25 protein-coding genes are annotated in these 26,768 nt (G+C 39.7%); 10 read left to right on the top strand and 15 right to left on the bottom strand.

From position 1 onward, the window contains the following. Positions 1–50: 50 nt before the first annotated feature. Both C7H19_RS13110 and pheS read right to left on the bottom strand, forming a co-directional pair. Complete coding sequence (locus C7H19_RS13110) at positions 51–389, bottom strand: DUF4870 domain-containing protein (protein ID WP_106457332.1); 339 nt, start codon at positions 387–389, stop codon at positions 51–53. 24 nt (positions 390–413) lie between these two features. Next, a complete protein-coding gene (gene pheS / locus C7H19_RS13105) occupies positions 414–1,418 on the bottom strand; it encodes a phenylalanine--tRNA ligase subunit alpha (protein WP_106457331.1) in 1,005 nt (334 codons plus the stop codon). 76 nt (positions 1,419–1,494) lie between these two features. Here pheS and cofG point away from each other — a divergent pair, with 76 nt between their 5' ends. Both cofG and C7H19_RS13095 read left to right on the top strand, forming a co-directional pair. Continuing rightward, a complete protein-coding gene (gene cofG, locus C7H19_RS13100) occupies positions 1,495–2,433 on the top strand; it encodes a 7,8-didemethyl-8-hydroxy-5-deazariboflavin synthase subunit CofG (protein WP_106457330.1) in 939 nt (312 codons plus the stop codon). A 38-nt stretch (positions 2,434–2,471) separates the two neighbouring features. After that, a complete protein-coding gene (locus tag C7H19_RS13095) occupies positions 2,472–2,879 on the top strand; it encodes a DUF4332 domain-containing protein (protein WP_106457329.1) in 408 nt (135 codons plus the stop codon). A 46-nt stretch (positions 2,880–2,925) separates the two neighbouring features. On the opposite strand, the gene C7H19_RS13090 is transcribed toward C7H19_RS13095, so the two are convergent. Beyond that, positions 2,926–3,747 carry an acyl-CoA desaturase gene (locus C7H19_RS13090; protein ID WP_106457328.1) on the bottom strand — a complete coding sequence of 274 codons (822 nt, stop codon included), beginning with the start codon at positions 3,745–3,747 and terminating at the stop codon, positions 2,926–2,928. A 231-nt stretch (positions 3,748–3,978) separates the two neighbouring features. On the opposite strand from C7H19_RS13090, the gene C7H19_RS13085 reads away from it, so the two are divergent. Beyond that, complete coding sequence (locus C7H19_RS13085) at positions 3,979–5,208, top strand: methionine gamma-lyase family protein (RefSeq protein WP_106457327.1); 1,230 nt, start codon at positions 3,979–3,981, stop codon at positions 5,206–5,208. A gap of 14 nt (positions 5,209–5,222) precedes the next feature. Here the strand turns inward: C7H19_RS13085 and C7H19_RS13080 are convergent, their stop codons facing one another. The 3 genes from C7H19_RS13080 to C7H19_RS13070 form a co-directional block, all read right to left on the bottom strand. After that, complete coding sequence (locus tag C7H19_RS13080; RefSeq protein WP_106457326.1) at positions 5,223–5,678, bottom strand: divergent PAP2 family protein; 456 nt, start codon at positions 5,676–5,678, stop codon at positions 5,223–5,225. 18 nt (positions 5,679–5,696) lie between these two features. Next, positions 5,697–6,617 carry a geranylgeranyl diphosphate synthase CrtE gene (gene crtE / locus C7H19_RS13075; protein ID WP_106457325.1) on the bottom strand — a complete coding sequence of 307 codons (921 nt, stop codon included), beginning with the start codon at positions 6,615–6,617 and terminating at the stop codon, positions 5,697–5,699. Between the two features lie 287 nt (positions 6,618–6,904). Beyond that, on the bottom strand, positions 6,905–8,038 hold the full coding sequence (locus C7H19_RS13070; protein WP_106457324.1) for a peptidylprolyl isomerase: 1,134 nt from the start codon (positions 8,036–8,038) through the stop codon (positions 6,905–6,907). Positions 8,039–8,207: 169 nt separating this feature from the next. Here C7H19_RS13070 and efp point away from each other — a divergent pair, with 169 nt between their 5' ends. From efp to C7H19_RS13050, 4 genes are all read left to right on the top strand, one after another. Beyond that, positions 8,208–8,765 carry an elongation factor P gene (gene efp / locus C7H19_RS13065; RefSeq protein WP_106457323.1) on the top strand — a complete coding sequence of 186 codons (558 nt, stop codon included), beginning with the start codon at positions 8,208–8,210 and terminating at the stop codon, positions 8,763–8,765. A gap of 87 nt (positions 8,766–8,852) precedes the next feature. Then, positions 8,853–9,338 carry an acetyl-CoA carboxylase biotin carboxyl carrier protein gene (gene accB / locus C7H19_RS13060; RefSeq protein WP_106457322.1) on the top strand — a complete coding sequence of 162 codons (486 nt, stop codon included), beginning with the start codon at positions 8,853–8,855 and terminating at the stop codon, positions 9,336–9,338. 15 nt (positions 9,339–9,353) lie between these two features. Then, a complete protein-coding gene (cysS, locus tag C7H19_RS13055) occupies positions 9,354–10,835 on the top strand; it encodes a cysteine--tRNA ligase (protein WP_106457321.1) in 1,482 nt (493 codons plus the stop codon). A 42-nt stretch (positions 10,836–10,877) separates the two neighbouring features. Continuing rightward, positions 10,878–11,069, top strand: coding sequence for a hypothetical protein (locus C7H19_RS13050; protein WP_106457320.1), 192 nt, complete (start codon positions 10,878–10,880; stop codon positions 11,067–11,069). Between the two features lie 11 nt (positions 11,070–11,080). Here the strand turns inward: C7H19_RS13050 and C7H19_RS13045 are convergent, their stop codons facing one another. The 5 genes from C7H19_RS13045 to panD form a co-directional block, all read right to left on the bottom strand. Continuing rightward, on the bottom strand, positions 11,081–11,641 hold the full coding sequence (locus C7H19_RS13045; protein WP_245927497.1) for a DUF1361 domain-containing protein: 561 nt from the start codon (positions 11,639–11,641) through the stop codon (positions 11,081–11,083). A gap of 210 nt (positions 11,642–11,851) precedes the next feature. Continuing rightward, on the bottom strand, positions 11,852–12,556 hold the full coding sequence (locus C7H19_RS13040) for an HAD family hydrolase (RefSeq protein WP_106457318.1): 705 nt from the start codon (positions 12,554–12,556) through the stop codon (positions 11,852–11,854). Positions 12,557–12,697: 141 nt separating this feature from the next. After that, positions 12,698–15,586 (bottom strand): CRTAC homolog protein, encoded by a 2,889-nt coding sequence (locus tag C7H19_RS13035; RefSeq protein ID WP_106457317.1) that lies wholly within the window; start codon positions 15,584–15,586, stop codon positions 12,698–12,700. A 246-nt stretch (positions 15,587–15,832) separates the two neighbouring features. After that, positions 15,833–18,763: a CRTAC homolog protein gene (locus C7H19_RS13030; protein WP_106457316.1), complete on the bottom strand. Its 2,931-nt coding sequence runs from the start codon at positions 18,761–18,763 to the stop codon at positions 15,833–15,835. A 283-nt stretch (positions 18,764–19,046) separates the two neighbouring features. Next, positions 19,047–19,526, bottom strand: a complete 480-nt coding sequence (gene panD / locus C7H19_RS13025; RefSeq protein ID WP_106457315.1) for an aspartate 1-decarboxylase — start codon at positions 19,524–19,526, stop codon at positions 19,047–19,049. A 37-nt stretch (positions 19,527–19,563) separates the two neighbouring features. On the opposite strand from panD, the gene C7H19_RS13020 reads away from it, so the two are divergent. Next, on the top strand, positions 19,564–20,388 hold the full coding sequence (locus C7H19_RS13020) for a DUF3598 family protein (RefSeq protein WP_106457314.1): 825 nt from the start codon (positions 19,564–19,566) through the stop codon (positions 20,386–20,388). Position 20,389: 1 nt separating this feature from the next. Here C7H19_RS13020 and biuH read toward each other — a convergent pair whose 3' ends face one another. The 4 genes from biuH to C7H19_RS13000 all read right to left on the bottom strand — a co-directional run bounded on the left by biuH (position 20,390) and on the right by C7H19_RS13000 (position 24,325). Further along, the gene (gene biuH / locus C7H19_RS13015; RefSeq protein WP_106457313.1) at positions 20,390–21,070 is read right to left on the bottom strand and encodes a biuret amidohydrolase; all 681 of its coding nucleotides are present in this window, start codon (positions 21,068–21,070) and stop codon (positions 20,390–20,392) included. A 2-nt stretch (positions 21,071–21,072) separates the two neighbouring features. Further along, a complete protein-coding gene (locus C7H19_RS13010) occupies positions 21,073–21,462 on the bottom strand; it encodes an allophanate hydrolase-related protein (protein WP_106457312.1) in 390 nt (129 codons plus the stop codon). Between the two features lie 114 nt (positions 21,463–21,576). Continuing rightward, complete coding sequence (locus tag C7H19_RS13005) at positions 21,577–22,029, bottom strand: nitrate reductase associated protein (RefSeq protein ID WP_106457311.1); 453 nt, start codon at positions 22,027–22,029, stop codon at positions 21,577–21,579. 13 nt (positions 22,030–22,042) lie between these two features. Further along, positions 22,043–24,325 (bottom strand): molybdopterin oxidoreductase family protein, encoded by a 2,283-nt coding sequence (locus C7H19_RS13000; RefSeq protein WP_106457310.1) that lies wholly within the window; start codon positions 24,323–24,325, stop codon positions 22,043–22,045. A gap of 442 nt (positions 24,326–24,767) precedes the next feature. On the opposite strand from C7H19_RS13000, the gene C7H19_RS12995 reads away from it, so the two are divergent. Then, positions 24,768–26,540, top strand: coding sequence for a S8 family peptidase (locus tag C7H19_RS12995; protein WP_106457309.1), 1,773 nt, complete (start codon positions 24,768–24,770; stop codon positions 26,538–26,540). Beyond that, positions 26,537–26,755: a hypothetical protein gene (locus C7H19_RS12990; RefSeq protein WP_106457308.1), complete on the top strand. Its 219-nt coding sequence runs from the start codon at positions 26,537–26,539 to the stop codon at positions 26,753–26,755. The genes C7H19_RS12995 and C7H19_RS12990 overlap by 4 nt, the downstream gene beginning before the upstream one ends. The last annotated feature ends 13 nt before the right edge of the window (positions 26,756–26,768 follow it).

The raw sequence follows: 26,768 nt of genomic DNA, 5'->3' as shown, positions 1-26,768 counted from the left end.
TTTTTGGTTAAAAACCTGTAGAGACGCGATATGACACGTCTCTATTTTTTCTACAATAACCGATAAATCAAAGGATAACGATAAACTTTATCGGGGTCATTGAACACCGACAACAGGGCAATAATCGGAAAAATAATCGTAATCAGTCCTAAAGCCGCCAAAAACGCCCAACCGATCAAAACACCGGTCAAAATACCGAAAATAAAGCCCCAAAAGGCAATATTAATATGAAAATTCAGGGCTTCTTTAGCATGATCTTTAGCGATCGCATCTTCACTAATTAAATAAACCACAAGAGGAATAGCCCAAGAAACTAACGTCGCAGTCAGCAAAACTGAACCATGACTAATTGCTGCTAAAAGTTTACGTCTAGTTAAAGTATCTTCCATAATCATCAAGCCTTAAATCTTTACTTAAAATTGTCGCAAAAATCTCAAATCACTGTTGTAACAACGGCGAATATCATCAATTTGATGGAGTACCATCGCAAACCGTTCTACTCCAAAACCAGCCGCAAACCCAGTATACACCTCCGGATCGTAGCCAACTGCTTTCATGACGTTTGGATCGACCATCCCGCAACCCATCACCTCTAACCATTTTCCCTGCCAAAGTACATCGACTTCGGCTGACGGTTCAGTAAAAGGAAAATAACTAGCCCGAAATTTAACCGGTAATTCCGCGCCGAACATTTGACGCAAAAACTCTTTAAGTGTGCCTTTAAGGTCAGTAAACGTCAAGTTTTTATCTATTGCGAGTAATTCCACTTGATGAAACACCGCCGAATGTGTTGCATCTACTGTATCACGACGATAAACTCGACCCGGTGCTACAATCCGTATGGGTGGGGTGTGGGTTTCCATATAACGAATTTGCACTGGTGAAGTGTGGGTTCTTAAAAGTCGCCCATCACTAAAAAAGAAGGTATCCTGCATATCTCTAGCAGGATGATCAGCCGGAATATTTAATGCTTCAAAGTTATAATAATCTGTCTCGACTTGTGGCCCGGTTGCTACTGTATAGCCTAAACCTACGAAAATGTCAAGCATTTTATCGACTGTACTATTAAGTGGATGCAAACGACCTAGAGGACGACTGACACCGGGTAATGTAACATCAAGGGTTTGAGAGGCTAATTTGGCTTGAATTTGGGCGTTTTGAAGAATTTGATTTTGTTGGTCTAATTGAGACTGTAACTCTTCTTTGACCTCATTTGCTAAGGAACCGATGCGCGGTCGATCTTCTGCACTTAACTGACCCATTCCTCGTAAGATAAGAGAAAGTTTGCCTTTTTTTCCCAGATAATTCACCCGTAGCTGTTCTAAGTTGTCTAAAGAGTCAGTTTGTGCGATCGCACTTTTCGCCTCTTGTTGTAAGGTTTGCAGTTCCGTTTCAATTTGGTTCAAAGAAATGGTCATGAAATAAGAGTTACGATAAATCAGATAATTACTACTCTTAGTTTACAAAAAACTGGAAGCTAACTTAAACCAAAAAATGCTTAAGACCATTACATACAGTCCGTCTTATACTCTAGTTCCGACTTATGAATGTTTTAATCGTTGCACTTACTGTAACTTTCGCGTCGCTCCAAGTCAAGATGATTGGTTATCTTTATCACAAGCCCAAAAAATCCTACATTCTCTCCAACCTCAAAGCGTCTCAGAAATTCTTATTTTAAGCGGTGAAGTTCATCCCCAGTCACCTCGTAGAAAAGCTTGGTTTCAAAGAATTTATGATTTATGTCAACTCTCTTTAGACATGGGATTTTTTCCACATACCAATGCAGGGCCACTAAGTTATAACGAAATGGCACAATTAAAACAAGTCAATGTGTCGATGGGATTGATGTTAGAACAAATCACACCCAAATTATTAAAAACCGTTCATCATCACGCACCCTCTAAAATTCCCGAAGTCCGACTACAACAGTTAGAATGGGCAGGTGAGTTAAAAATTCCTTTTACCACAGGATTACTTTTAGGAATAGGCGAAACTGAAACCGATCGATGGGATACTCTAGAAGTAATTACCGCGATTCAATCCCGTTGGGGACATATACAAGAAGTCATTCTACAACCTCATTGCGTCGGTAGTCATCAAAGTCTGACGGAATCCCAATTTACTTTAGATCAATTTCCTGACATTGTAAAAAAAGCGAGAGAAATATTACCCGAAAGTATTGCTATTCAGATTCCACCTAACTTAATTTCTTCTCCAAATATTTTACTCTTATGTCTAGAAGCAGGAGCGACCGACTTAGGAGGTATTAGTCCTAAAGATGAAGTCAACCCCGACTATCCTCATTTATTGCATCAAACCCTTGTTAATCTTTTAGAGTCCGCAGGATGGAAATTAATTCCCCGTCTACCCGTCTATCCTCACTATTATGATTGGTTATCTCCGTCACTGCGAAAAAATATGTCAATCCGCTAGAGTTAAAAATAGACCCATATACGATCGATTTTACTGTCATGGTACAATCTAATTATTGGAACATTGAACAACTCCCAGGATTGAGTCAACAACAACAAGACAACCTCAAATCTTGTGGAGTGACGACAACACAACAGTTATTAGCAAAAACCAAAAACCCCGACTTAAAACAATCTTTAGCCAGTCAACTGCAATTACATACACAGTATATAAATAAATGGGCAGCCTTAGCCGATTTAGCGAGAATTCCCAGTGTCGGGTGTCAATATTGTGGTTTATTGTTACATTCAGGAATTGCATCAGTCATTCAACTTGGACAAACTCCCGTCTATCGAATTCATCGTCAGATTTTGCGCTTACAAGTCGCTAATTTGCAACGACAAGATTTATGTCCATCCGTTGATTTAGTACAAAAATGGGTACAAGAAGCCAAAACATTGACATAAAAAAAGACGCGATATTGCGTCTAAAAAAACCAAACTAAGGTAAGCTTTATTGTTTAGCAGAAGGGGCTAACTTAACATCAGTTACTAAACCGATAATTTGCAAGAAACGGATAATCATCCAAGTCAGATCAATTTCCCACCACTGTAAACCGTGACGAGCAGAATATTGATAAGCATGATGATTATTGTGCCAGCCTTCACCAAAAGAAAGTAGTGCCACCCACCAACAATTCTTAGAATTATCGTCTGATTGATGACTAACATAACCGAATTTGTGAGTCGCGCTGTTGACTAACCAAGTAACATGGAAGACAACGACTAAGCGAACAAAAATACCCCAAATAACAAAAGGCCAACCACCGATAGCAAAAAGCAAAAGTCCTAAAGCGACTTGAATTAAAACAAAATATTTTTGACAGAATAAATAAAAGGGATCGTTGGAGATATCCTGGGTGTAGCGAGGAATATCATCATTAGCGGGAAGGTGATACATCATCCAACCGAAATGACTCCACCAAAAACCTTCATTAGAATCATGAGGATCGTTTTTAGTATCTGAATGTTTATGATGAATACGATGTAAACCAATCCAGTCTAGTGGTCCACCTTGACAAGCCAGACTTCCACAAAGTATAAAGAAGTATTCTAACCACTTTGGTGCTTGGAAACTCCGGTGAGCCCCCATACGATGAAATCCAATCGTGATTCCAAGACACGCAGTAACCCAATAAAGAAAGAACATTACTCCAACAGCTTTCCAGCTAAAAAAAGCAGGCAGAAAAGCCAGTAAGGCCACTGAGTGGACAAACGCCATGTATGAAATAATGTTCCAGTCTAAAGGGTAATTTTTTGATTGAGCAACAGTCATGTAGCAACCTGAATGGTAATTAAGTTTAATAAGGTTGTGTAAGAAACACAACACAATTTACAATTTTTAGATAAAGTGGATAATTCCTCATTAAACAGTAACATCATTTAGTCAACAATGATGTCATTCTAATGGGGCATTTACCCTACCTTGAAAATAACGCCGCAACCAGGGACATTCTAAACATATAAAGAGATAGATTGAATAAAAAAAGTTAATCTCAATTGCAAAATGATCAGTTCAAAACTACTAGAAGCAGCCGAAACAGTACTATTGCCTATTTTTTCCGAAATAGACACCAAGGTCAAGCAAAATCTCAAAAAAGTTCTCAAAGCCTATCAAAATCATCGTGTTGGTGTACATCATTTTTCGAGTGTTAGTGGTTATGGTCATGATGATCTAGGACGCGAAACTTTAGATCACGTATTCGCCGAAATAATGGGAGCCGAATCAGCAGCAGTTAGGGTACAATTCGTATCTGGAACTCATGCGATCGCCTGTGCTTTATACGGTGTTTTGCGACCTGGTGATGAGATGCTCGCCGTAGCAGGTTCGCCCTATGATACCCTCGAAGAAGTCATCGGCATTAGAGGAACAGGACAAGGATCACTGGCTGATTTTGGGATTAGTTACCGTCAACTCGAACTAACTCCAGATGGAACGATTGACTGGACTGCCTTAGATACGGGAATCCGTACCAATACCCGTTTAGCGTTAATTCAGCGTTCCTGCGGTTATTCTTGGCGACAAAGTTTATCTATTGACGAAATCGAAAAAATAGTCTATATCATCAAACAGCAAAACCCGAATACCGTCTGTTTTGTCGATAATTGTTATGGGGAATTCATCGAAACAAGAGAACCCACCGCCGTTGGAGTCGATTTAATGGCAGGATCTTTAATCAAAAATCCAGGGGGAACTATTGTTACAGCAGGGGGTTATCTTGCGGGAAAAGCGGAACTCGTCGAAGCGGCGGCCTGTCGGTTAACTTCTCCTGGTATCGGTCGAGAAGGTGGGGCAACCTTTGACCAAAATCGTCTCCTCTTCCAAGGGTTATTTCTCGCCCCGCAAATGGTCGGAGAAGCGGTTAAAGGCAGTCATTTAATCGCCTACGTGTTCGAGCAACTTGGCTACCCCGTCAACCCGCCTCCGTTGGTTCCGCGACGCGATGTTATTCAAGCGATCCAACTCGGTTCACCCGATAAGCTGATTGCCTTCTGTAAGACGATCCAACGCCATTCACCCATAGGGTCTTATCTAGACCCCGTACCTGCCCCCATGCCAGGCTATGAGAGCGAATTAGTTATGGCTGGTGGGACATTTATCGATGGCAGTACCTCCGAATTCTCCGCCGATGGGCCACTCAGAGAACCCTATACTGTGTTTTGCCAAGGGGGGACTCATTGGACACATATAGCGATCGCACTTGAAGCCGCAATTGAGGCATTAGGCGAATCATAACTAAAATAATTAATTTAAAGTGTTGGTGCTGCCATCAAAGAGATCCCGACACCTAATGCTAAACCGACTAATACCTGAAAAGGCGTATGACCCAATAATTCTTTTAAACGTTCTTCGTTGACTTCTTTGCCATCTTGAAAGAAACCATCTAAAATCTGATTGAGAATGCGAGCTTGTTTTCCGGCGGCTTGACGTACTCCGGCTGCATCATACATAACAATTACAGCAAACAGACAAGCGATCGCAAATCCTGCGCTATCCCAACCCTCTTTTAAACCGACACCCGTCGCTAAAGAACTGACTAAAGCCGAGTGTGCGCTAGGCATACCACCCGTAGTTACTAAAAACTTTAAATTCACTTTACCATGACGGATCAGTTCAATAATCAGCTTTAGCAATTGGGCAATCAAACAAGCTGCGATCGAGATAATTAAAATATGATTATTAAAGATTTGATTAAACTCCTGCATAAATAGTTTCTGGCGGTCTTAATGCTTACGAGTAACGATATAATTAGCTATTGCTCGTAGTGGTTCAGCCTTTTCCTCATAAACCGCTAATTGGGCGATCGCCTCATCTACTAATGCTTGAGCTTGTTCTCGTGATGCTTCAATACCCCAAATACTCGGATAAGTTACTTTTTGAGCTTGTAGATCCTTTCTGGGCGTTTTGCCTAATTCTTCCTGAGTTGCCGTAATATCTAGAATATCATCGACAATTTGAAACGCTAGACCAATATTTTGAGCATAGCGAGACAAACGCTGAACATCCTCATCGGATGCACCTGCTAAAATTGCACCCGAAACCACCGAAGTTTCTAACAAAGCTCCCGTTTTATGGGTATGGATAAACGTCAGAGTATCGGTTGTAATATCTTGTCTTCCTTCTGATTCTAAATCCAATACCTGACCACCAACTAAACCTGCTGCCCCCACTGTACGGCCTAAACGGGCAATCACTTCAATAATTTTTTGAGGTGCCACATTACGAGTTTGAGTCGCCACATATTCAAACGCATAGGCTAATAAACCATCACCCGCCAAAATAGCGATATCTTCGCCATAAACCTTGTGGTTAGTTAATTTTCCTCGACGATAATCATCATTATCCATCGCGGGTAAATCATCATGAATCAATGACATTGTATGAATCATTTCTAAAGCGCAAGCAGTAGGCATCGCCATTTCGATCGTGCCGCCCATCAGTTCGCAGGTTGTCAAACATAAAATCGGTCGAAGTCGCTTTCCTCCTGCTAACAGAGAATAGCGCATTGATTCATAAATTTTTTCTGGTCTAATAATAGGAAGAGACTGATCTAACGCCTCTTCTACGAGCTTCTGACGTTCTTTGAGATAAGAAGTCAGATCAAAAAACTGAGAAACAACTGCTTGAGAGCCTAATGTAACCATGTCTAATTGTGTTCAACCAACCGACTGCTCTCTTAATTTTACTGTCTAAGGGTAAAAGAAGTTAAACCGAAGTTTTTTTGATTGCGCCAATGGAAGATGAAGATTTAATAGGGGTAATTAGTCCGCCAAGGATTAAAATCCCTGTCTTACAGCTAAAGTCGGCGGGGCTTACAAGCTGGTCGCCCAGACAGCCCCTTGTTCAAACCGACTCCTTTTCAATGTTCTTAGTCCATTTTAATGGACTTTAGCTTAAGATGCGTGAATTCTATTCACTGGCGGTATTAATGCTAGGGCTGATTTAAATTCTGACTTCCATCAACCACCGCCGCCGAGATAATTTTATCTTTGTCTGTGATTTCCTCAAGAACTTCTTTTCCTTTGACGAGATAGCCAAAGATCGAATATTGTCCATCCATTAGATTAAATCCAGGTGGAGTTAATTCATTATCAAATTTAAAGAAGAAAAATTGAGACGATCCCCCATTCGGATCGGTAGAGGGACGAGCTAAAGCAACTGCACCAAAGGAATTAAAAGGGAGAACGAGTTCAGGTAAATAAATTCCCGAATCTTCTAAAGTTGCACCATAAAAAGGCTTTTCTTCCCCTCTAACCATTACTTCTAAGGGAATAGAACGATATTTTTTGGTTTTAGGATCAATAAACCCATCTTCTGCACCTAGTGGATCACCCGTTTGTACGACAAAGTTATCTTCAGAGCGAATAAACGGTAAATTATTGTAAAAACCTCTTTGTACTAAATCAACAAAATTGCCACCATTAATCGGGGCGCTATATCCATCGACTACAATAGTCATATCACCTTTAGTGGTTTTGACTTCAACTGTTGCCCGTCCTTTGAGTTGGGGTAAATTAGCGTATTGGGAGGGGATCTCATAAGGAAATCCTTGAACCATCAATTCTTCTAGATTCGTAATCTGCGCTAAAATGGCTTTAGAAAAGCTCATAACCGCTTCTCGATCTTGAACGGTCACCGAGTCATCGAGTTGAATTAACTCACCTTTAATTCGCTCTAGTACGTCTTGGGCAAGAGATTGACGAGACTCTGAAACACTGGCTAAAATTGCATCAGTTTTGGTCTTGACAACAAAAGAAGCATCCTTAACATCTTTTTTAATCGGTCCCCAACGTTTCGCTTTAAGATTTTTGGCAATATCTTCGATCGCACCCTGCAACTGGCGCACGGGTTTATTATCAATCGGTAGAGCATTGCGTAAAATAGCATCAGGATCAGTCACCGCATCCCCTTGGGCTAAAAAACTAATCAAAATGGGTTTTTGTTCATTGAGTGTCCATGCCGCTTCACTAAAACTAAAACAGAAGGATAAAACAAGAACCACCACTAGACAAACTTTGCTAAATACAGAAAAGCGATCGCCTTTCAGAACATTTATGGGTTTCATCAATTTCTCTTGGATTAAAAATAACCGCGCCACACACAAAATACTTGTATGTTTTTAGTTCTACCCTTGTCAAGAGGCACAAGAGAGATATACAGACAAGAAATCACTAATGAATACTCCAAATTCTAGTAAAATAATCTATTGACCTTATAAGCTGAAAAAGCATTTCATGATTTCGAGCAACGATTTTCGGAGCGGTGTCACCATAGAATTAGATGGTTCGGTCTGGCGGGTTGTGGAATTTCTCCATGTTAAACCAGGTAAAGGATCTGCCTTTGTTCGGACAAAACTAAAAAATGTCCAGTCGGGTAACGTAGTAGAACGGACATTCCGCGCTGGCGAAACCGTCCCACAAGCGTCTATAGAAAAGCGAACCATGCAACACACCTACAAAGAAGGTGATCAATATGTCTTCATGGATATGGAGACTTTTGAAGAAGCAACTTTAGCCCCCAATAAAATAGGCGATCGCGTTAAGTTTATTAAAGAAGGCATGGAAGTTAATATTGTCTTTTGGAATGAACAGGTGTTAGAAGTTGAACTGCCGACATCCGTTATCCTAGAAGTCACTGAGACTGATCCAGGTGTCAAAGGCGATACCGCGACAGGAGGCTCAAAACCAGCCATTGTCGAAACAGGAGCGCAAATTATGGTACCTTTGTTTATCTCAATTGGAGAACGTATTAAAGTAGATACCCGCGATGGCTCATATTTGGGACGGGAATAAAATAAAAAATTACCAAGTTAGTTGTCTAAAATTTTCTTCTTTTCAGGCAACTAACGCTAATTACCGCAAAGTAGTGGGGATGAATTAGTGTCAATTAACTATAATGAACTCCGAGAACTGTTAACGGCAATAGCGAGAACAGATATTACGGAACTGATCCTAAAAAGTGATGATTTTGAACTGACGGTACGCAAGGGTACAACAGTATTAAGTCCCTCTGTCGATCTTCCAATACCCGTTGTTCCTATACAAACAACGCCAGTCGCGCCCCCACCTCCGCCAAAAATTGAACCAACTCCCACCGAACCGACAGCATCCCAAGTTGATAAAAAATGGGTCGCTATTACCTCACCGATGGTAGGCACTTTCTATCGTGCATCAGCCCCCGATGAAGCTCCCTTTGTTGATACAAGCGATCGGATTCGCAATGGTCAAACAGTATGTATCATTGAAGCAATGAAGCTAATGAACGAAATAGAAGCAGAAGTCGCAGGACAAATTATGGAAATTGTTGTCGATAATGGCGAACCTGTAGAATACGGACAGACCTTAATGTGGGTCAACCCAGAATAATTTTAATAATGCGTCATGACTATATGTCTCTATAACACTCTCACTCGTCAAAAAGAATCTTTTACATCACTCAAACCCCATCAGGTTCAGATGTATTGCTGTGGCATCACGGTTTATGACTATTGCCATTTGGGTCATGCGCGAACTTGTGTAATTTGGGATTTAGTACGAAGGTACTTAGAATGGCGTGGCTATCAGGTTAAATATGTGCAGAATTTTACCGATATTGATGATAAAATTCTCAACCGCGCAAACAAAGAAAATTCATCAATGGAAGATGTCTCAGAACGCTTCATCGCTGCTTATTTTGAAGATATGGAAAGACTCGGTGTTAGACAAGCCGATGTCTATCCCCGTGCTACACATACCCTAAATGGCATTAAATGTCTCGTCTGTGAATTAGAAGAAAAAGGCTTTGCTTACGAGTCCCAAGGTGACGTTTATTATTCTGTGCGTAAATTTACTGAATATGGCAAGCTTTCAGGACGTAAACTAGAAGATCTCATCGTTGGCGCAAGTGGCCGAGTTGACGCAGAAGATCCCGAAGCCCAAAAGAAAAAAGACATGAATGATTTTGCCCTCTGGAAAGCCGCTAAACCTAATGAACCGTTTTGGGAGTCAAAATGGGGTAACGGTCGTCCGGGGTGGCATATAGAGTGTTCTGCAATGGTTAGAGAACATCTAGGAGAGACAATAGATATTCATGTGGGGGGTAGTGATCTTGTTTTTCCCCATCACGAAAATGAAATCGCTCAATCTGAAGCGGCTACAGAAAAGCCTTTAGCCCGCTATTGGATGCACAATGGAATGGTGAAAGTCGGCGGCGAGAAAATGTCGAAGTCTTTGGGTAATTTTATTACGATTCGGGAATTACTGGATAAATATGACAGAAATGCGGTTCGTTTATTTATTCTCCAAGCACAATATCGTAAACCTCTAGATTTTACCGATGAAGCATTACAAGCATCGACTAACGGATGGACTACCCTAAAAGAAGGGTTACTTTTTGGTGAACAATTCGGACAACAATTAGGTTGGACAGGTGATAATAAACTTATTGATTCCTATGTCGATCGTTTTAATGAAGCCGTTGATGATGATTTTAATTTTGCTGGTGGTTTAGCCATTTTATTTGAATTGGCTAAAGAAATTCGTAAAGAAAGGAATTTATTTGTTCATCAAGGAAATATAGAAATATCTTCAGAAAGCCTAAAAGAAAAATGGCATACTTTAGTTAAATTATCGGAAGTTTTAGGACTAGAAGTGCTAAAACAGCCATTATCAGCTACTTTTTCTATGGAAGAAGAAGCTTTCAGAATTGAGCAACATTCTTTGATATTAAGTGATGAACGAATAGAATCTTTGATCCAACAACGCGCCGAAGCCAGAAAAAATAAGAACTTTGCTGAGGGCGATCGTATTCGAGATGAGTTAAAATCACAAGGTATTATTCTAATCGATCAACCCGGTGGTGGCACTAAATGGCATCGAGAATAAAGATTAATTATGGCTAAATTGTAAAAGAATTTGAAATATACCATGACTCAACAAAGAACAGTTCCTAATGAAGAAGCTAGAAAACAAAGTTTAAAAGGATTGAGAGAATCTAATCATCAATTAGATTTACTTAATTTACAACTTGATGAATTCATTGCCATGATAGAAGCAGAACTACGGAAACAAAAAAGAGAACGTCTGCTTAATAGACAAAAAGTCGAAAAAACTATTTAAACTAGCATTATTTAACGATTTTCTTTAAATCTTAGTTCAAGCCCTAAAATAACTTGTTTGAGTAACCAATAGAGAAAAGTAATGACAAATGTTGTAATAATAATGACAAGAATCGGCTCTTTATCGGTTAACTGTTCGATACTAATTTTTAATAAATAAATCGGTCGAGTGACAAAATCCCAACTATTAAAGCGTTGAAAACGACCTAGATAAATACCAATTCCAGATAGAAGATGTATGATTAATTCGGAAGATAAAACATATTTTCTATATCCTTGGTTTTCTAAATAAAATCCCAAATTAATCACCGATAAAACATAAGCAATAAAGCCAGCCAAAATAAAGAAAGTATATTGAGGAATTAGAACTAAAGTAATAATCCAGACAGAAAACCCAAAACGAATTAAGTCAATTAAATGAATTACATCAGTGAGAACATAAGGCGCATTCGGTAAAAATGCCAAAAAAGTTAGGAAAATAAACCACCAAAATAAAGAGCGTTTTTGTGAAAATCGAAAGAGAAAAATACTTAAAACTAAGGGAATAAAAGCCAAAAATAAATTCCAAGCCATAAAAGAATGACTGTAATCCAACGCCTTCCAAATGTACCTTATGATTTGCATAAAGATTATACTGTAACGCAACATATGGCAGTAGAGACGAAATATAATTGCATCTCTATCTTTGATCATTATACTGTCACACCAAATTCTTATACAAAATGGGTTTGGTTTCCAAACCCCTACATCGGTTTGGGGAGAATTTGTCCAAATTTGAGATAATTATGCACTCATTCGATTAAATACTGTTTCTATGCGCTCTAAATCTAAATCTTTGAGATAATCGATCGCCCAATTTGATAAGCGTTGCATAAAATGAAAAGGATAAGTATTAGCAATCCCTACAACCTGCATACCTGCTCGTTTTGCCGCTTCAATTCCAGCCGGACTATCTTCAATCACTAAACATTCAGATGGTTGTAATCTGAGGTTAAAATCTAAACGGTTGAAACGCTCTACGGCTAGTAAATAACCTTCGGGATTCGGTTTACTATTAATAATTTCATCACCTGATACAATAATATCAAAATATCGTGAAAGCACAGCGCGTTGTAAGATTAATTCAACTTCCGAACGTAAAGCACCAGTCACTAAACCAAGTTTTAAACCTTTATTGATAATTTTTTCTAAACAAGTTTCTAAACCTGAATATAGGGGCAATTTTTCGAGCTTTTCAATTTTATTTTGATAAGATAATGCTTTTGAATTAATCAATTTTGTGAGATAATCTTCAGAAACGATGCGACCTCTACGAGCTAAAATATCTCTTAAACAACTGCGATCGCTTCTTCCTAAACAGAGTTCTTGAAACTCAGAAGCTTTGGGTGTTAAGTTTTCACCGAGTAAAATATCTTCGATTAATTCTTGGTGAATCAGTTCATCATTAATAATCACTCCATTAAAATCAAATAAAACGACCTTTAACATATTTAATTTGCTTGTGTCCTATTAATGACTCGATTTAATAACTAAATCCTATAAAAAATGTGTATAGACGCGCTTTGGTTTCGTCTGTACTTGACGCTTGACTTACTACAATAACATATTAAATTAATATTTATCAAGAAATTAGAAGATAACAATATCAGTATGAGTCAAAGAAGGAGTGCCACTCAGAGTGGCTATTTGAATAGGCAATGAAGTAATTTCACTCCCATCAGCATCAAAAAATAAAGCGCCATTCGTTGTATTATAGATAAAGCGTTGATTGATATTAGCGGCTTCTGTAATGCCTGCACCTGAGAGAAAGCGGCCCGAAGAAAGTCGCCCTGGAACAAGATCCAGAGCAAAACCTGCGGCCGAAATAGCTATTTTATCTCCTTGCTCTTTCGCAAAATCAGTAATTGTATCAATCTGATTCCTGAGAATATTAAAAGTAAATCTATCGGCACCTATCCCACCAATTAGAATATCATTTCCATTACCACCAATGAGGGTATCATTACCATTATTCCCCTCTAAAATATTGGGGTTTTGATTACCAGTAAGAATGTTATTAAGATTATTTCCAGTTCCATAAATGAAAAAATTTCTCGTCAACTTAGCAAAAGAAGAACTACTCCTAAAAGTCAAGTTTTCTACATTAGCGCCCAACGTCCAAGAAGAAAGGGTCGTCTCAACAGTATCTCTTCCTTCATTGACATTTTCAATAATGACATCGTTGGGATCATCCACTACATAAGTATCATTTCCTTTTAATCCGATGAGGGTATCTATACCAAACCCACCAATAAGAGTATCATTACCCCCTTCACCATTCAGTTGATCATTGCCACTACCGCCCAAAAGACGATCGGAATCAAGAGAGCCAAATAGAGTATCATCACCAGCGCCACCATCTAAGGTGTCATTACCAAGATGACCCCGCAATAAATCGTTACCTGCACCGCCATTAAGATAATCATTTCCTTCATAACCAAATATTGTATTATCTGTTATTCCGCCAAAGAGACTGTCATTATTAAATGTGCCGTTAATCGTTTGTGGGGTTAAACTAGCAGTGGATTCAACAATATTTATGATTTGATTGGCGGATACATTGTTGATCTCTTGAATAATTCCCGAAGGCCATTGAATCGCAATTTTCTCAACTATAGTATTACTACCTAAGCCAAAGTGCAGTCGCTGAAAGTTTTGTCCATATTGATGTCGCCCGCCGTTTTGTTCGCGTAGTTGGGTCACGCCTCCCGCCGTCACAAAAACTTTAGCACCAATGCCATCACGGTTGGAGACGACCCCTTCTAAGTCAATTTCGAGCCATGAATTGTCATTGCCCTGATTTTGATAAAGTTGAGGAGGGAGTGCGAGATAGTTTTTTTCAGTGTTTCTGAGAGCCGAATGAGGCACAAAGATGTCGAGAGTGCCATTTTGATCATAATCAGCAGTAATAGCACTTAAATTAGCATTAAACCCTTGGTCATGAAGCCCAATTGCGCTGGTTGTCGCGCTTCCGGCTTGGGGAACCTCAACAAAAGTCCCATCTCCTTGATTTTCATAAAGAATATTGCCAACACTGACCATACCAGCACGAGTCCCAAAAAGATCGATATCTCCATCGTTATCAAAGTCGCCAGATGTCATCGCTCTACTCACCATCGGCAGACTTAATCCGGCTTCTACGGTACGATCGACATATTGCCCTGTTTGGGGATCATACATGAGGAGAACGGGTTGTAATGCACCAAGGGTTGATAAATCTGGATTTGTAAAGCCGATTGGCGTTAAGTTAGATATAGGGTCAGTGCTGGCGATCGTTAATTGAAGTTTTTTCGTGAAAAATCTGGTATGGTTAACCGCCTGCCAAGTTTGCGTCGCTGGATCGTAACCAATATATAATCCTGGTGCAGAATTAGAAGTTATAGTTTTAATGCCGATGACATTAGGATCATTGGGCGATAAAGACAAAGCTTGAGATAGAGTCAATGCACTAGCTCGACAAGTAGCGCACCCACAACTATTAGATGGATTTGAAGTGATCAAAGCTTGGCTTGATGGACTAATTCCATTCGCACCCAAATAAATTCTCGAAGAGTCAATTGCTACGCCCTCAATACGGCTTGAAAAATCAAAGGTCACATCTCCTGAAGTAGTAAAGCTGACTCCGGCTTGTCCTGCATCAGCAATTAGTATCGCAAAAGCGACATTAGACTGTCCTTGAAATAGCTGAGAGATTTCATTAGTTGGTAGGCCGCGAACAGCGAAAATATCGTTTATTAAATCGCCATTAAAGTCAGCGATCGCCACATCATGAATATTGTTAATAACGGGAAACTGATCACTAATATCCTGAAAAACTTCATTTTCTTGAGTAAAAACCTTTAAAGGGTCACTTCCAAAAATCAGATCGGGCTTTCCATCACCAAATAGATCCGCTATCTGAGCCCATTCAGCAGCAATCGGAGGCAGTCCTACTAATTCATTAATCTCAATAAAACCATTGCTGGTCTGCTTAAATAAAGTGGTCGGTGCTAGACCATCAGGACGCGCTATGTTGACCTCTAATAAATCTAAATTACCATCGTTATTCCAATCAAATAATAAAGGTGAGCGGCCTCGCCCTTCGGGTAAATCTACGCCTAATTGTGCGGCATTTTCTTTGAGTGTTCCATTCTCATTAATAAAAAGAAGGCTTGGATCTGCACCCGTACCAACACCGCCGCCCACCAGTTGAAAAGCATCTGGATCACCATCATTATCGAAATCCGCCCAAGCCGAGCCATGTGTATCGGAGTTAAATTGAAATCCGCCAAAAAGCTGATCGCTTACTTCTGTAAATGTTCCATTTCCATTATTAATATAAAGTTTCGGAGCGATATTCGGTAAAGAGAAGCCATGAGGGGTAACCCATAAGTCGGGTAGTCCATCACTATTAAAGTCTATCCATGCTGTCGAAAAACCGCTATTTTCCCCACTCCAAGCAATTCCAGAACTATTCGTGACATCAATAAATTGAATCATAGTTTAATTTTATTTGTTTTTTTGTCAGTATTTTCACACAAATTTAGTCATTAAACAAAGTAATCTGTCTAACTATATACATGATTAAGTTATTTATCTAAATGCCATGATTACACATCATTACTTAATCGTCATCTATTTGAATAATATTATTTATTAAAGTGAGGCGTAAGTTATAATATCGTTAGGATATCACAATAGTACAAAAAAACTTATTTTTTGGTGGGAACAATCGAACTTTAGAGATTAGATGACTAAAATATCGGTATTAACTAAAGAAGGCGCACCACTTAGAGTTGCTATTTTAATAGGAATTGAAGTACTATCACTCCCATCGGCATCAAAGAACAACGTACCTTTGGTCGTATTATAAATAATGCGTTGCGTGGTAGTAGCAGCTTCTTTAATTCCTTTACCTGAAAGAAATTGGTTTTTATTTAGAACACCAAGAACAAGTCCCCCAGCAAAACCAGCAGCAGAGACAACAATTTTATCGCCTTGATATTTCTTAAAATCAGTAATCGTGTCATCCTGTTCGTTGGCGTTATTAAAAGTAAATTGGTCTGCGTTTCGACCGCCCGTGAGAGTATCATTGCCATGACCGCCCGTGAGAGTATCATTGCCATGACCGCCCATGAGAGTATCATGGCCATTCTTACCCGCTAAAAGATTTGGATTCTGATTACCAATAATCTTATTATTGAGATTATTTCCTGTCCCATTGACCACAAAATTGATGGTTAGCTTCTCAAAAGAAGAGCTACTGCTTAAGGTAAGATTTTCTAGATTATCGCCCAACGTCCAAGAAGAAAGGGTCGTCTCGACGGTATCTCTCCCTTGATTACTATTTTCAATAATGACATCATCAGGATCGTCCACGACATAAATATCATTTCCTTTGCCGCCAATGAGGGTATCTTTACCAAACCCACCATTAAGAGTATCGTTTCCATTACCACCCTCAAGTTGATCTTTGCCACTACCGCCCATGAGAGAATCGTTTTCATTACCACCAATTAAGGTATCATTCCCCGCACTCCCATCTAAGGTGTCATTACCGATGTTACCCTCCAATAGATCGTTACCTGCATTACCGATCAGTAAATCATTTCCCTGATAACCTATTATTGTATCTTTCGTTATTCCACCAACGAGACTGTCATTATTAAGTGTGCCGTTAATCGTTTGTGGGGTCAGACTAGAGGTTGATTCAACAATGTCTAAAATTTGATTGGCGGATACATTTCTCATCTCCTGAATAATTCCTGAAGGCCATTGAATCTCAATTTTGTCAACTACAGTATTACTACCTAAGCCAAAGTGCAGACGCTGAAAGTTTTGTCCATATTGATGTCGCCCGCCATTCTGTTCGCGTAGTTGGGTTTTGCCTCCCGCAGTCACAAAAACTTTAGCACCAATGCCATCGCGGTTAGAGACGACCCCTTCTAAGTCAATTTCGAGCCATGAATTGCTATTACCCTGATTTTTATAAAGTTGGGGCGGCAGTCCAAGATAATTTTTTTGGGTAGCTTCTCGGCTAGAATGAGAAACGTAAATATCAAGAAATCCATCTTGATCGTAATCAGCAGTAACGGCATTCAAAAGGACATTAAATTGACCATAATGAGCCCCTAATGGAGCGATCGTCGCACCTGCCGCTTGGGGAACCTCAATAAAAGTTCCATTCCCTTGGTTTTCGTAAAGAAGATTACCTACACCAACAAGACTAGCACGAACCACGAAAATATCAATATCTCCATCGTTATCAAAGTCGCCACTTGTCACAGATTTACCCGCAATGGACATATTTAGTCCTGCGGCTAAGGCGCGGTTTACATATTTTCCCGTTTGAGGATCATAAGTGACAAAAACGGGTTGTAATGCCCCAACGGTTGATAAATCGGGATTCGTAAAGCCTATTGAAGTTAAGTTAGATAGAGGGTTAGCGGTCTCAATCATTAATTGAATTTGCTTAGTGCCACTGCTGTTTAAGTTAACCGCTTGCCAGGTTTGCGTCGCAGGATCGTAACCAATATATAGTCCTGCTGGAGAACTAGAGGTTATGTTTTTAATTCCGATGACATTAGGATCATTGGGCGATAAAGTCAAAGCTTGAGATAAAGTCAAGGCACTAGCTTGACAAGTAGCACACCCACAGCTATTAGAGGAATTTGACGAGATCAAGGCTTGGCTTGATGGATTAATTCCATTCGCACCAAGATAAATATTGGCGGTTTCAATTTTTAATTCATCTTTACGACGCGAAAAATCAAAGGTCACATTTCCTGATGTAATAAAGCTGACTCCCGCTTGTCCTGCATTGGCTTTTAGTTGAGCAAAAGCCACATTAGGCTCTCCCTGGAATACCTGAGACTCAGTAGTTTCTATTAGCACCGAGGAGCGAACAGCGAAAATATCGTTCACTAAATCGCCGTTAAAGTCAGCAATGGCAAAATCTCTAATTTCTCTAAAAATAGGAAACTGAGAGCTAATATTTTGAAAAACTTCATTATTTCTGGTATAGATCTGCCAAGGTATATCTCCCTGATGGCTAAATATAAGATCTAGTTTTCCATCATTAAATAAGTCCGTCATTTGAGCATAATCAGCACTGATCGCAGGGAGTTCAGTCGAATTATTAATATCAATAAAACCATTGCTAGTCTGCTCAAATAAAGTAGTCGGTGCTTGTCCATCAGAACGTGTTTCATTAAGCTGCAATAAATCTAATTTTCCATCGTTATTCCAATCCAACCATAATGGCGATCGACCCCGTCCATCGGGAAAATCTACTCCCAATTGTGCGGCATTTTCTTTAAGTGTTCCATCCTGATTAATAAAAAAAAGACTAGGATCTGCGCCCGTACCTCGATCGCCTCCTACAATATTAAATACATCTTGATCCCCATCATTATCGAAATCTGCCCAAGCCGAGCCATGTGCATCAGAATAAAATTTAAATCCTCCAAAAAGCTCAGAGCCTATTTCTGTAAATGTTCCATTTCCATTATTGATAAAAAGTTTGGGTCTTGAGTTTGGAAAACTGACACTATGAAAGGTAAGCCATAAGTCAGGTAGTCCATCCCCATTGAAGTCTGTCCAAGCTGAAGATAAACCTCCTCTTTCTCCAGTCCAAGTAATACCAGCACTGTTCGTGACATTAGTAAAATTAATCATTGTTTAATGTGTCCTGAGCCTAAAATTTTGTCCGCTATAATAACACAGCTATAAAAAAACAATGTCATTTATTTAAGTGCAGAAATCACAACTTAGTTAATCAGTGAATTCACGCATCTTAACCATGAATATATAAAAATAAAGTAAAAATTTTGATAAGGCTCGATTCAAATTGACTTATTATAGAAAATGCGGAATTGAATCCTAATGCGGACTGGTGTAAAGCTTTAATAACCAATTTAAAAAACTTAATTATTTTTATTAATAAAATTGTTGATATTTATTAAATAAAATAAGAATAAAAATGCTCAAATTTATTATGTCCAGAAATCCTTGTAATCGTTTCTACAGAATGGAATTCTACCTCTTGATGCTCAGAATTAGGGATTAAAGATTGCTCGAAAAACTGCTGACAATTATTGTTTTCATCGGCGACTAAAACTTTGGCTTGATGCCCATTTTTTAAAACTTCGGCGCGTTCTCGCATTTCATACGCATAAATAATTAAAATATCTCCTCTAGAGCAGAGTAAAGCAGCACCTCCATTGGGGCAAACTTCACCGCTTCCTCGTTTCCCTGGAAAAACATAGGTAGAAAAGCGTTTCCCATTGCTTAAATTAACAATCTCCACTTCTTCGAGGGGAAGAATGCCAACTTGTTCAATTAAATTTTGATCAATGGTAATACTCCCGATATAATTAACATTGGCTTCTGTCACCCGAACTTGATGGAGTTTGGCGTGCATTAATTTAATGGTTCCCATATTCTTCTTTTTATAATCCATTAATAATCTTAAAGTTATGCTTACTCAATGGGAATGTCTACTTAAAAATCTTGGTGAATGGCAGGGATCATTTACTCGCTTATCTCTAACTGGGGAAATAATAGAAGATACAGCGACGATGGTTTCTTTAGAAGGGTTGGAAAACAACACACTTATTCATCAAGTTGTACGTCGTTTTTATCCAGATAAACCGCCACAAGATTTAGTATTAGATTATCGTTCTTTAAATCGTAGCATTTTATTTTTTGAAAATGGGGCTTTTTCTCAAGGTTCCATGCAATGGGGGCCATTTTCCGAGTTTGGTGCAGAATTTGGATTAATCGAACAACAAAGACGCTTAAGAATAGTCATTTTATTCAATAACGATAGTCAACTTAATAAAATTACCCTGATTCGGGAAAAATTAGCCAATACAAGCGAGCCAGAACGACCTTTACTTACAGTAGATCAATTGTTAGGAACTTGGCAAGGAGAAGCCACGACAATTTATCCTGATTTACGATCGCCAGAAAAATATCAGACTCATCTTAGTATAGAACGTCAAGGAAGCGAGGGTCTTACTCAACAATTAACCTATGGGGAAGGAATGACGATTCGTTCTAGTGCTAGAATCGATGGATCGCGGTTACTCTTTGAAGAAAGCGAGTTGCAAATACAGATTTTATTATTACCCGATGGTGCATCAATTAACGCCCCATTAACGGTTAAACCGCGTCATCGTTTTGTTTTAGAAATGGGTTGGTTACTTTCTCCCACACGACGACAGCGCATTATTAGAAGTTATAGCGAGAAAGGAGAATGGCTCGGAGCGACGTTAGTAACAGAAGAAAAGGTGAGATAATCTAAGAAATTGCTTTAATTACTGCTTCTGAGTCAGCCACCGCACCAAAAACCCCTCCTTGCATTGTAACCATCTTAAGAGCAGCTAAATGATTTCCTTCGTCTGTTGCTCCTGTACAATCAGAAAGTAACAAACATTCGTACCCTCGATCATTTGCATCTCTCATTGTCGTATGAACGCAAACATCGGTAGTAATTCCTGCTAGTAAAATATTTTGAATTCCTTTTCCTTTGAGAATGAGATCTAAATCAGTGGCATAAAATGAGCCTTTACCCGGTTTATCTATAATCGTTTCTCCATGTATTGGGGCTAATTCTGGGATAATTTCCCATCCATGCTCACCTCGTACTAAAATCTTACCACAGGGACCAACATCGCCGATTCCTGCACCTATTTGACGACTACGCCAGCGTTTATTGTCGGGTAAGTCGGCTAAATCACTACGATGTCCTTCGCGGGTATGTATGATATGAAAGCCTTTTTCGCGCAAGATCGCAAGTAATTTTCGTATTGGTTCGATCGGCGCACGAGTCAAAGATAAATCATAACCCATCTGATCGACATATCCGCCAATTCCACAGAAATCCGTCTGCATATCAATAATGATCAAAACCGTGTTTTCTGGGCGTAAATCACCATTATAGGGATAGGAATAAGGATTTGCTTCAATATAACAGCCCATGATTAAACTCCTACGTGTGCTAAGTATTTTCTCCAACCGCCATATTGTGTAATTTCTCGTTCTTGAGTACACATGATCGCTTCGCCCAGGACTCCTAAAACTTCTTTACCGTCTGCTAAACGAACTTTTCCAATAGATAATCCTGGGGGTTCTCCGATTAAAACTTCAGCTAAACCCTCTTGAGGAATAGCCCAAATTTCAACAGCGATCGCATTTCCACCCTCTGATACTCTCAGCATAGCGGGATAGCGATCATCAATCGTAAACAGACGGTATATGGGATCGGTTGTCGCTTCTTGAACAAAAGTTGCATTAACCGCGATTAATCTTTCGTTAGCATCCATTCCCCGCATTAATCCGCCATTTACAGCAAGATAGACCGTTTCAGTCATGATTTACCCAAATAACAGGTTGATGAAAGTAGAGTGACAAAATTGTTGACAGCGTTAGGTATCACAAACTACTTTTCTCGTTAATTTTTGTTTCTTCAAAAACGTAAAAACAGCTTAAATTAACTTAAATTCCTTTAATGCGGGGTAAAAATTCTGGTTTTCATGACTCTTGCGACTTAATTTAATTAAAGCAAAACGTTCTAGAGGGGTTAAGTTTTCCCATTGTTGCGGCGTAATTGTTACATTAACTTCTGTTGCTTTTTCTAAAACCATTTCGGGAATGACTTTATGATTTAGCCAAGGTGGATGTTCTTCAGTGGGTAATTCTCCGGCGGGTTGACCGATTTTTGATGTAACTAATTGTTGTACAAAAGTGCGATAAGCTTGTATTTCTTCTGGAGTCAGACAAGCCATTGTCACTAATGTTTGTCGTTCTTCTGGGGTAAACTGATTCCAATGAGTTAGTTTTAACTTCACACCGCAAGTATCAAGTTTCATCCTAACCAGCATCGGAATACACCGCAGTGATTCCGCGAAATCTGCTTCAAATTGGAAAAAATGAGCCATAATTAGACATTCTTTAATGAGACATAGAAGCAAGTTGGGCTGTTAGAGTAGATTGGGTAGGTTGACTGTTTTCGGTTTTCGGTAAAGCTGTAACCGCTACAAGTTGAACCGCACAAGCTTTTAACTCAGGTTCTAGGGAAATTGGACAAGATTCTGGATGAGTTAGGCTATTAGCTTCAGCATCATCCGCCCAAAGTGCGCCCCAGTGCATGGGAACAAAAACACAGCCAGGAGTAATTGCTTTAGTAATCATAGCGGGAAACTGTGCCTTTCCTCGACGCGATCGCACTTCTATTAATTGTCCTTCTTTAAAGCCCAATCTTTCTGCATCTTTGGGATGAATTTCAATAAATGGTAAGGGGTGCATTTTATTGATTTTCTCAATCCGTCCCGTGCGAGTCATAGTGTGCCAATGTCCATAAAGTCTACCCACTGTTAAAACAAATGGATATTGTGCATCGGGAATTTCTGCTAAACCTTTGGCATGGAAAGCGACAAATTTAGCACGTCCATCGGGTGTGTTAAACTTCCAATTAGTATAAAGGCGTTTTGCTTTGGTTTTTTCGTCTTTTCCTTTAAATAATCCAGAAAATAATCCTGGCGTAGTATTATTTAAAGAATTGTTGGTCTGTTTTAATTCTTCTATTGAACATGGCCATTGAATAGGTCCTTCTTGCTGCAAACGTTCATAACTTAAACCCGTCATATCACAAGGACGACGATGAGTAAGTTGTACAAATTCTCGATGTACCTCAGCCGATGTTTTAAAGTTAAACTGTTCGGTAAAACCTAAACGACGACCTACTTCTGCAAAAATCTCCCAATCTGGTTTTGCTTCTCCTAGGGGTTCACGAAATTTAGGACAGAGGGTGACTACTCGTTCTGAGTTGGTCATTGTACCGGTTTTTTCTCCCCATTGTGCAGCCGGAAGTAAAACATGAGCATAGGCGGCGGTTTCAGTGGGATCATAAGCATCCTGATACACGGTAAAAGGAGACTTGAGTAAAGCCGCTTTTGTTCGTTCTAGATCAGGCATACTAACGGCGGGATTGGTTGCCGCAATCCATAAGAAACCGACATCCCCAGTTTCTAAACCGGTAATCATACGCCAAACATCTCGCCCCGGAAATGATGAAATCCTATTTTCTGGCAGATTCCAGAGTTTTTCGATTTCGGTTCGATGTTGAGCATTTTTGATAGAACGATATCCAGGTAACAGGTGGCTGAGTCCTCCCGCTTCTCGTCCTCCCATTGCATTCGGTTGTCCTGTCAGAGAAAAAGGGCCAGCCCCTGGTTTACCGATATTTCCCGTCATCAGGTGTAGATTAATAATTGAGCAAACTTTGGCGGTTCCTTCCGAGGACTGATTGACACCCATTGACCAAAGTGATAGGACATTTTCTGATTCTGCCCAGTATTTGGCGGCTTCTTCTAAATGATCGATGCGAATTCCGCATTTACGGGCGACCACTTCGGGGGTATAGTAGCGGATGACTTCTGCGTATTGAGTAAAACCAGTTGTACATTCATCGATGAAAAAGGTATCAAATTTACCCCAACGCATTAAAAGATGTGCGATTCCGTTCAGTAAATCTATATCGGTCCCTGGTTTGATGGCAAGATGAAGGGTTGCTGCTTCGGCTGTTTTGGTGGTTCGCGGATCAACAACGATTAGTTTTGCCCGTGTGTTCTTTTTGAGATATTTGTGAAGACGGTTAAAAACAATGGGATGACATTCGGCGGTATTAGTGCCAATTAGGAAAGCACAATCGGTTAATTCTAGGTCATCATAACAACAGGGCGGCCCGTCTGATCCCAAGCTTTGGATATAACCAGCGACGGCGGATGACATACACAGACGAGAGTTAGCATCAAAATTATTGGTTCCTAAACAGCCTTTAATGAGCTTCTGAGCGACATAGTAATCTTCAGTCTGAAATTGACCTGAACCATACATACAAACTGCGTCAGCCCCTTGTGTGGCTAAGACCGATTGAATTTGTTGGGTGATCTGGTCCAAAGCTTGATCCCAACTGACGCGACGAAAAGGCTCTGTGAGTGAGTCCCGCATCATGGGATATTTTAAACGGTCTTTGTCGAGCGATTCCGCAATTGTTGCACCTTTTACACAGACCATTCCCTGACTCGACGGATGAGAGCGATCGCCTACTACTTTCCAGATCGGGTTTCCTTGACTATCTCGATTGGTGGCTCTACCTGAGCCTGCTGGGGGGGTGACTTCTAGTCCACATCCCACACCACAATAAGGACATAAGGTTTTTACTGAGTCAGTCATAGAATTTTGCTTTTCGTTCCGTTGGTTAATGGTTACGATTTTTTATAGTCTGTCTATTTTGATCGTCTTTAGATTTCTCTCGGCAAGATGTAGTTTATAATACACTTTGTTCTGATTATTCCCACTTTGGGATATTAATCATGCAAATTGTGCATTTTTAGTGAGAAATCAATCTGATTACTCCACTAATTAAACATAACTGTTATTAGACTTCTTGATTGTATAAATTGATATAATCGAACTCATTAAAAATCTGGATAAATTGTAGAGACAAGTGAGTTAAAAATAATAATCGATTAAGAAACTAAAAAAATTAGCTAGGAATTGCCAGAAATCTTCCTAAAACAAAAAATATTTTCTTCAATAAAATTTTATAGTCAAATTTTGGCTCAATAAGTTATGCTGGTTTGGATACAAGTCTCAAAGGTAGTGGGCAGATGCGATGAAGAAACTATTACTTTTATGCCTATTTATCGTCGGGTTAGGAGTAGCTCTAGTCAATTTTAAAGGATTGGCAGCAAAAGGAGACTATAACTCGATTATTGTTAATTTTAGAGAAGATATCCCCTCAACTGTTCTGAGTCAGCAACTCGAAACGATCGCACAACAATATAATCAAACCCCTAATCTAAACAGTATATTTTCGATCAATGAACACATCTACACACTAAACGGCGATCAGAAACTATTAAAAGAATTACGACGCTCACCCATTAAACAGTATGTAGAATCGATCGAGCCAAATTATATCTATCAAGCTTTTGAAGTCCCCAACGATCCAGACTATAGCAAACAATGGAACTTTCGCAGTATTAATATAGAACGCGCTTGGGAAGAAACCCAAGGAGACGGAATCACCGTAGCCGTAATTGATACAGGTGTATCGAAAGTTCCCGACTTAGAAGAAACTGCATTTGTCGAGGGCTACGATTTTGTAAACGATCGCATCGACGCAGCCGATGATAATGGACATGGTACACACGTAGCAGGTACGATCGCACAATCGACTAATAATAACTATGGTGTCGCAGGGATCGCCTACAAAGCCAAAATTATGCCCCTGAAAGTGCTTACGGGTGGGGGTGGAGGTACCATTACTGATATTGCCGAAGCGATCCGATTTGCGGCGGATCACGGTGCTAATGTAATTAATATGAGTCTCGGTGGTGGGGGCGATACTCAGGTTTTAAAAGAGGCGATCGATTATGCTTACAGTAAAGGTGTAGTCATCGTTGCTGCTGCTGGAAACTCGAACCAAAATGCTGCCGCTTATCCCGCACGTTATCCCCATGTAATTAGTGTTTCTGCACTCGATCCCACTGGCAAAAAAGCCCCCTATTCTAATTATGGTGCAGGTGTTGATATTTCGGCTCCTGGTGGTTCTCCTGAAGGCAAAATCTTACAAGAAACCATTGATCCCGATACAAATAAACCCGTTTTTGCTGAGTTTCAAGGTACGAGTATGGCTGCACCTCACGTCGCAGGTGTCGCAGCATTAATTAAAGCATCTAATGAAAAACTCGAACCCGAAGAAGTCCTAAAAGTCTTAAAACAGTCTTCCCGTCAAGTAAAAGAAGATCCCTTTAATCATTATGGCGCGGGACAACTCGACGCAGCAACCGCCGTCCAACTAGCTATTAAAGGACAAATTACCTTTAAAGATTTCTTTCGTTGGTTAAGAGATAGTGGTTATCTTAATCCTCGTTTTTGGATTGATGGCGGAGCAGCCGCACTATTACCTAAAATAGCAATGGTATTAGGTTCCTATTTATTTGCTTGGTTTTTGCGGAACTATTTTCCCTTTAACTGGACATGGCCACTCAGTACCGGTTTAATTTTTGGAAGTTCTGGACTATTTTTCCTCAGAGGATTTTATATCTTTGACTTGCCACAATGGCCATTCCGTGTTATGGGAAGTTCTTTACCAGAGTTAGGCAATATTATTCAAGGAAACCCTTGGTTTAACCCATTTTTTGCCAGTGTAATTATTCCATTTTGTCTGATTGCTCTACTTTTAGGTCATCCTCAATGGAAATGGTTTGCTATTGGTACAACCGTCGGTGTTGCCGTTTGTTTAGGCGCTAGTGCGGTATTTGCCCCAGGTGTAATATGGTTAGGACAAGATACCCTAGCGAGATGTTTTTTAGGCGTGAATGCTTTACTCTGTCTAGGATTAGCCTGTTTAGCCATGAAAGGGGAAGAAAGAACCGCATGAGTATTACAGTCACCGGAAAAGTCGAGAAATCTGGTTTTGGTGTAGGAGTTTGGGCGTTAATTACTGATATGGGGACAACCTACGAGTTGTATAATCCTCCAGCACAATTAAAAAAAACCCAATCTAAAGTAACCGTTACGGGTAATATACGCGAAGATATCATGACTATAGCAATGATTGGCCCCGTCTTAGAAGTAACGGATTTTCAAACCTAATGATTTTTGTAGG

It is taken from the genome of Aphanothece hegewaldii CCALA 016 (assembly GCF_003007785.1).
In the GTDB taxonomy this organism is placed as follows: domain Bacteria; phylum Cyanobacteriota; class Cyanobacteriia; order Cyanobacteriales; family Microcystaceae; genus Chroococcus; species Chroococcus hegewaldii.
Note: the sequence above shows the minus strand (reverse complement) of the source record. Positions and strands in the feature narration are given on the sequence as shown.

What these genes read in the sequence shown, in the direction of transcription:
- C7H19_RS13000 (WP_106457310.1), bottom strand. Translation starts at nt 24,325, where the DNA reads ATGACTGACTCAGTAAAAACCTTATGTCCTTATTGTGGTGTGGGATGT.
- panD (WP_106457315.1), bottom strand. Translation starts at nt 19,526, where the DNA reads ATGGGAACCATTAAATTAATGCACGCCAAACTCCATCAAGTTCGGGTG.
- cysS (WP_106457321.1), top strand. Translation starts at nt 9,354, where the DNA reads ATGACTATATGTCTCTATAACACTCTCACTCGTCAAAAAGAATCTTTT.
- cofG (WP_106457330.1), top strand. Translation starts at nt 1,495, where the DNA reads ATGCTTAAGACCATTACATACAGTCCGTCTTATACTCTAGTTCCGACT.
- C7H19_RS13085 (WP_106457327.1), top strand. Translation starts at nt 3,979, where the DNA reads ATGATCAGTTCAAAACTACTAGAAGCAGCCGAAACAGTACTATTGCCT.
- C7H19_RS13030 (WP_106457316.1), bottom strand. Translation starts at nt 18,763, where the DNA reads ATGATTAATTTTACTAATGTCACGAACAGTGCTGGTATTACTTGGACT.
- C7H19_RS13035 (WP_106457317.1), bottom strand. Translation starts at nt 15,586, where the DNA reads ATGATTCAATTTATTGATGTCACGAATAGTTCTGGAATTGCTTGGAGT.
- C7H19_RS12995 (WP_106457309.1), top strand. Translation starts at nt 24,768, where the DNA reads ATGAAGAAACTATTACTTTTATGCCTATTTATCGTCGGGTTAGGAGTA.
- pheS (WP_106457331.1), bottom strand. Translation starts at nt 1,418, where the DNA reads ATGACCATTTCTTTGAACCAAATTGAAACGGAACTGCAAACCTTACAA.
- C7H19_RS12990 (WP_106457308.1), top strand. Translation starts at nt 26,537, where the DNA reads ATGAGTATTACAGTCACCGGAAAAGTCGAGAAATCTGGTTTTGGTGTA.
- C7H19_RS13040 (WP_106457318.1), bottom strand. Translation starts at nt 12,556, where the DNA reads ATGTTAAAGGTCGTTTTATTTGATTTTAATGGAGTGATTATTAATGAT.
- C7H19_RS13010 (WP_106457312.1), bottom strand. Translation starts at nt 21,462, where the DNA reads ATGACTGAAACGGTCTATCTTGCTGTAAATGGCGGATTAATGCGGGGA.
- C7H19_RS13080 (WP_106457326.1), bottom strand. Translation starts at nt 5,678, where the DNA reads ATGCAGGAGTTTAATCAAATCTTTAATAATCATATTTTAATTATCTCG.
- C7H19_RS13050 (WP_106457320.1), top strand. Translation starts at nt 10,878, where the DNA reads ATGACTCAACAAAGAACAGTTCCTAATGAAGAAGCTAGAAAACAAAGT.
- C7H19_RS13045 (WP_245927497.1), bottom strand. Translation starts at nt 11,641, where the DNA reads ATGGCTTGGAATTTATTTTTGGCTTTTATTCCCTTAGTTTTAAGTATT.
- crtE (WP_106457325.1), bottom strand. Translation starts at nt 6,617, where the DNA reads ATGGTTACATTAGGCTCTCAAGCAGTTGTTTCTCAGTTTTTTGATCTG.
- C7H19_RS13005 (WP_106457311.1), bottom strand. Translation starts at nt 22,029, where the DNA reads ATGGCTCATTTTTTCCAATTTGAAGCAGATTTCGCGGAATCACTGCGG.
- efp (WP_106457323.1), top strand. Translation starts at nt 8,208, where the DNA reads ATGATTTCGAGCAACGATTTTCGGAGCGGTGTCACCATAGAATTAGAT.
- C7H19_RS13090 (WP_106457328.1), bottom strand. Translation starts at nt 3,747, where the DNA reads ATGACTGTTGCTCAATCAAAAAATTACCCTTTAGACTGGAACATTATT.
- C7H19_RS13095 (WP_106457329.1), top strand. Translation starts at nt 2,472, where the DNA reads ATGGTACAATCTAATTATTGGAACATTGAACAACTCCCAGGATTGAGT.
- biuH (WP_106457313.1), bottom strand. Translation starts at nt 21,070, where the DNA reads ATGGGCTGTTATATTGAAGCAAATCCTTATTCCTATCCCTATAATGGT.
- C7H19_RS13070 (WP_106457324.1), bottom strand. Translation starts at nt 8,038, where the DNA reads ATGAAACCCATAAATGTTCTGAAAGGCGATCGCTTTTCTGTATTTAGC.
- C7H19_RS13110 (WP_106457332.1), bottom strand. Translation starts at nt 389, where the DNA reads ATGGAAGATACTTTAACTAGACGTAAACTTTTAGCAGCAATTAGTCAT.
- C7H19_RS13020 (WP_106457314.1), top strand. Translation starts at nt 19,564, where the DNA reads ATGCTTACTCAATGGGAATGTCTACTTAAAAATCTTGGTGAATGGCAG.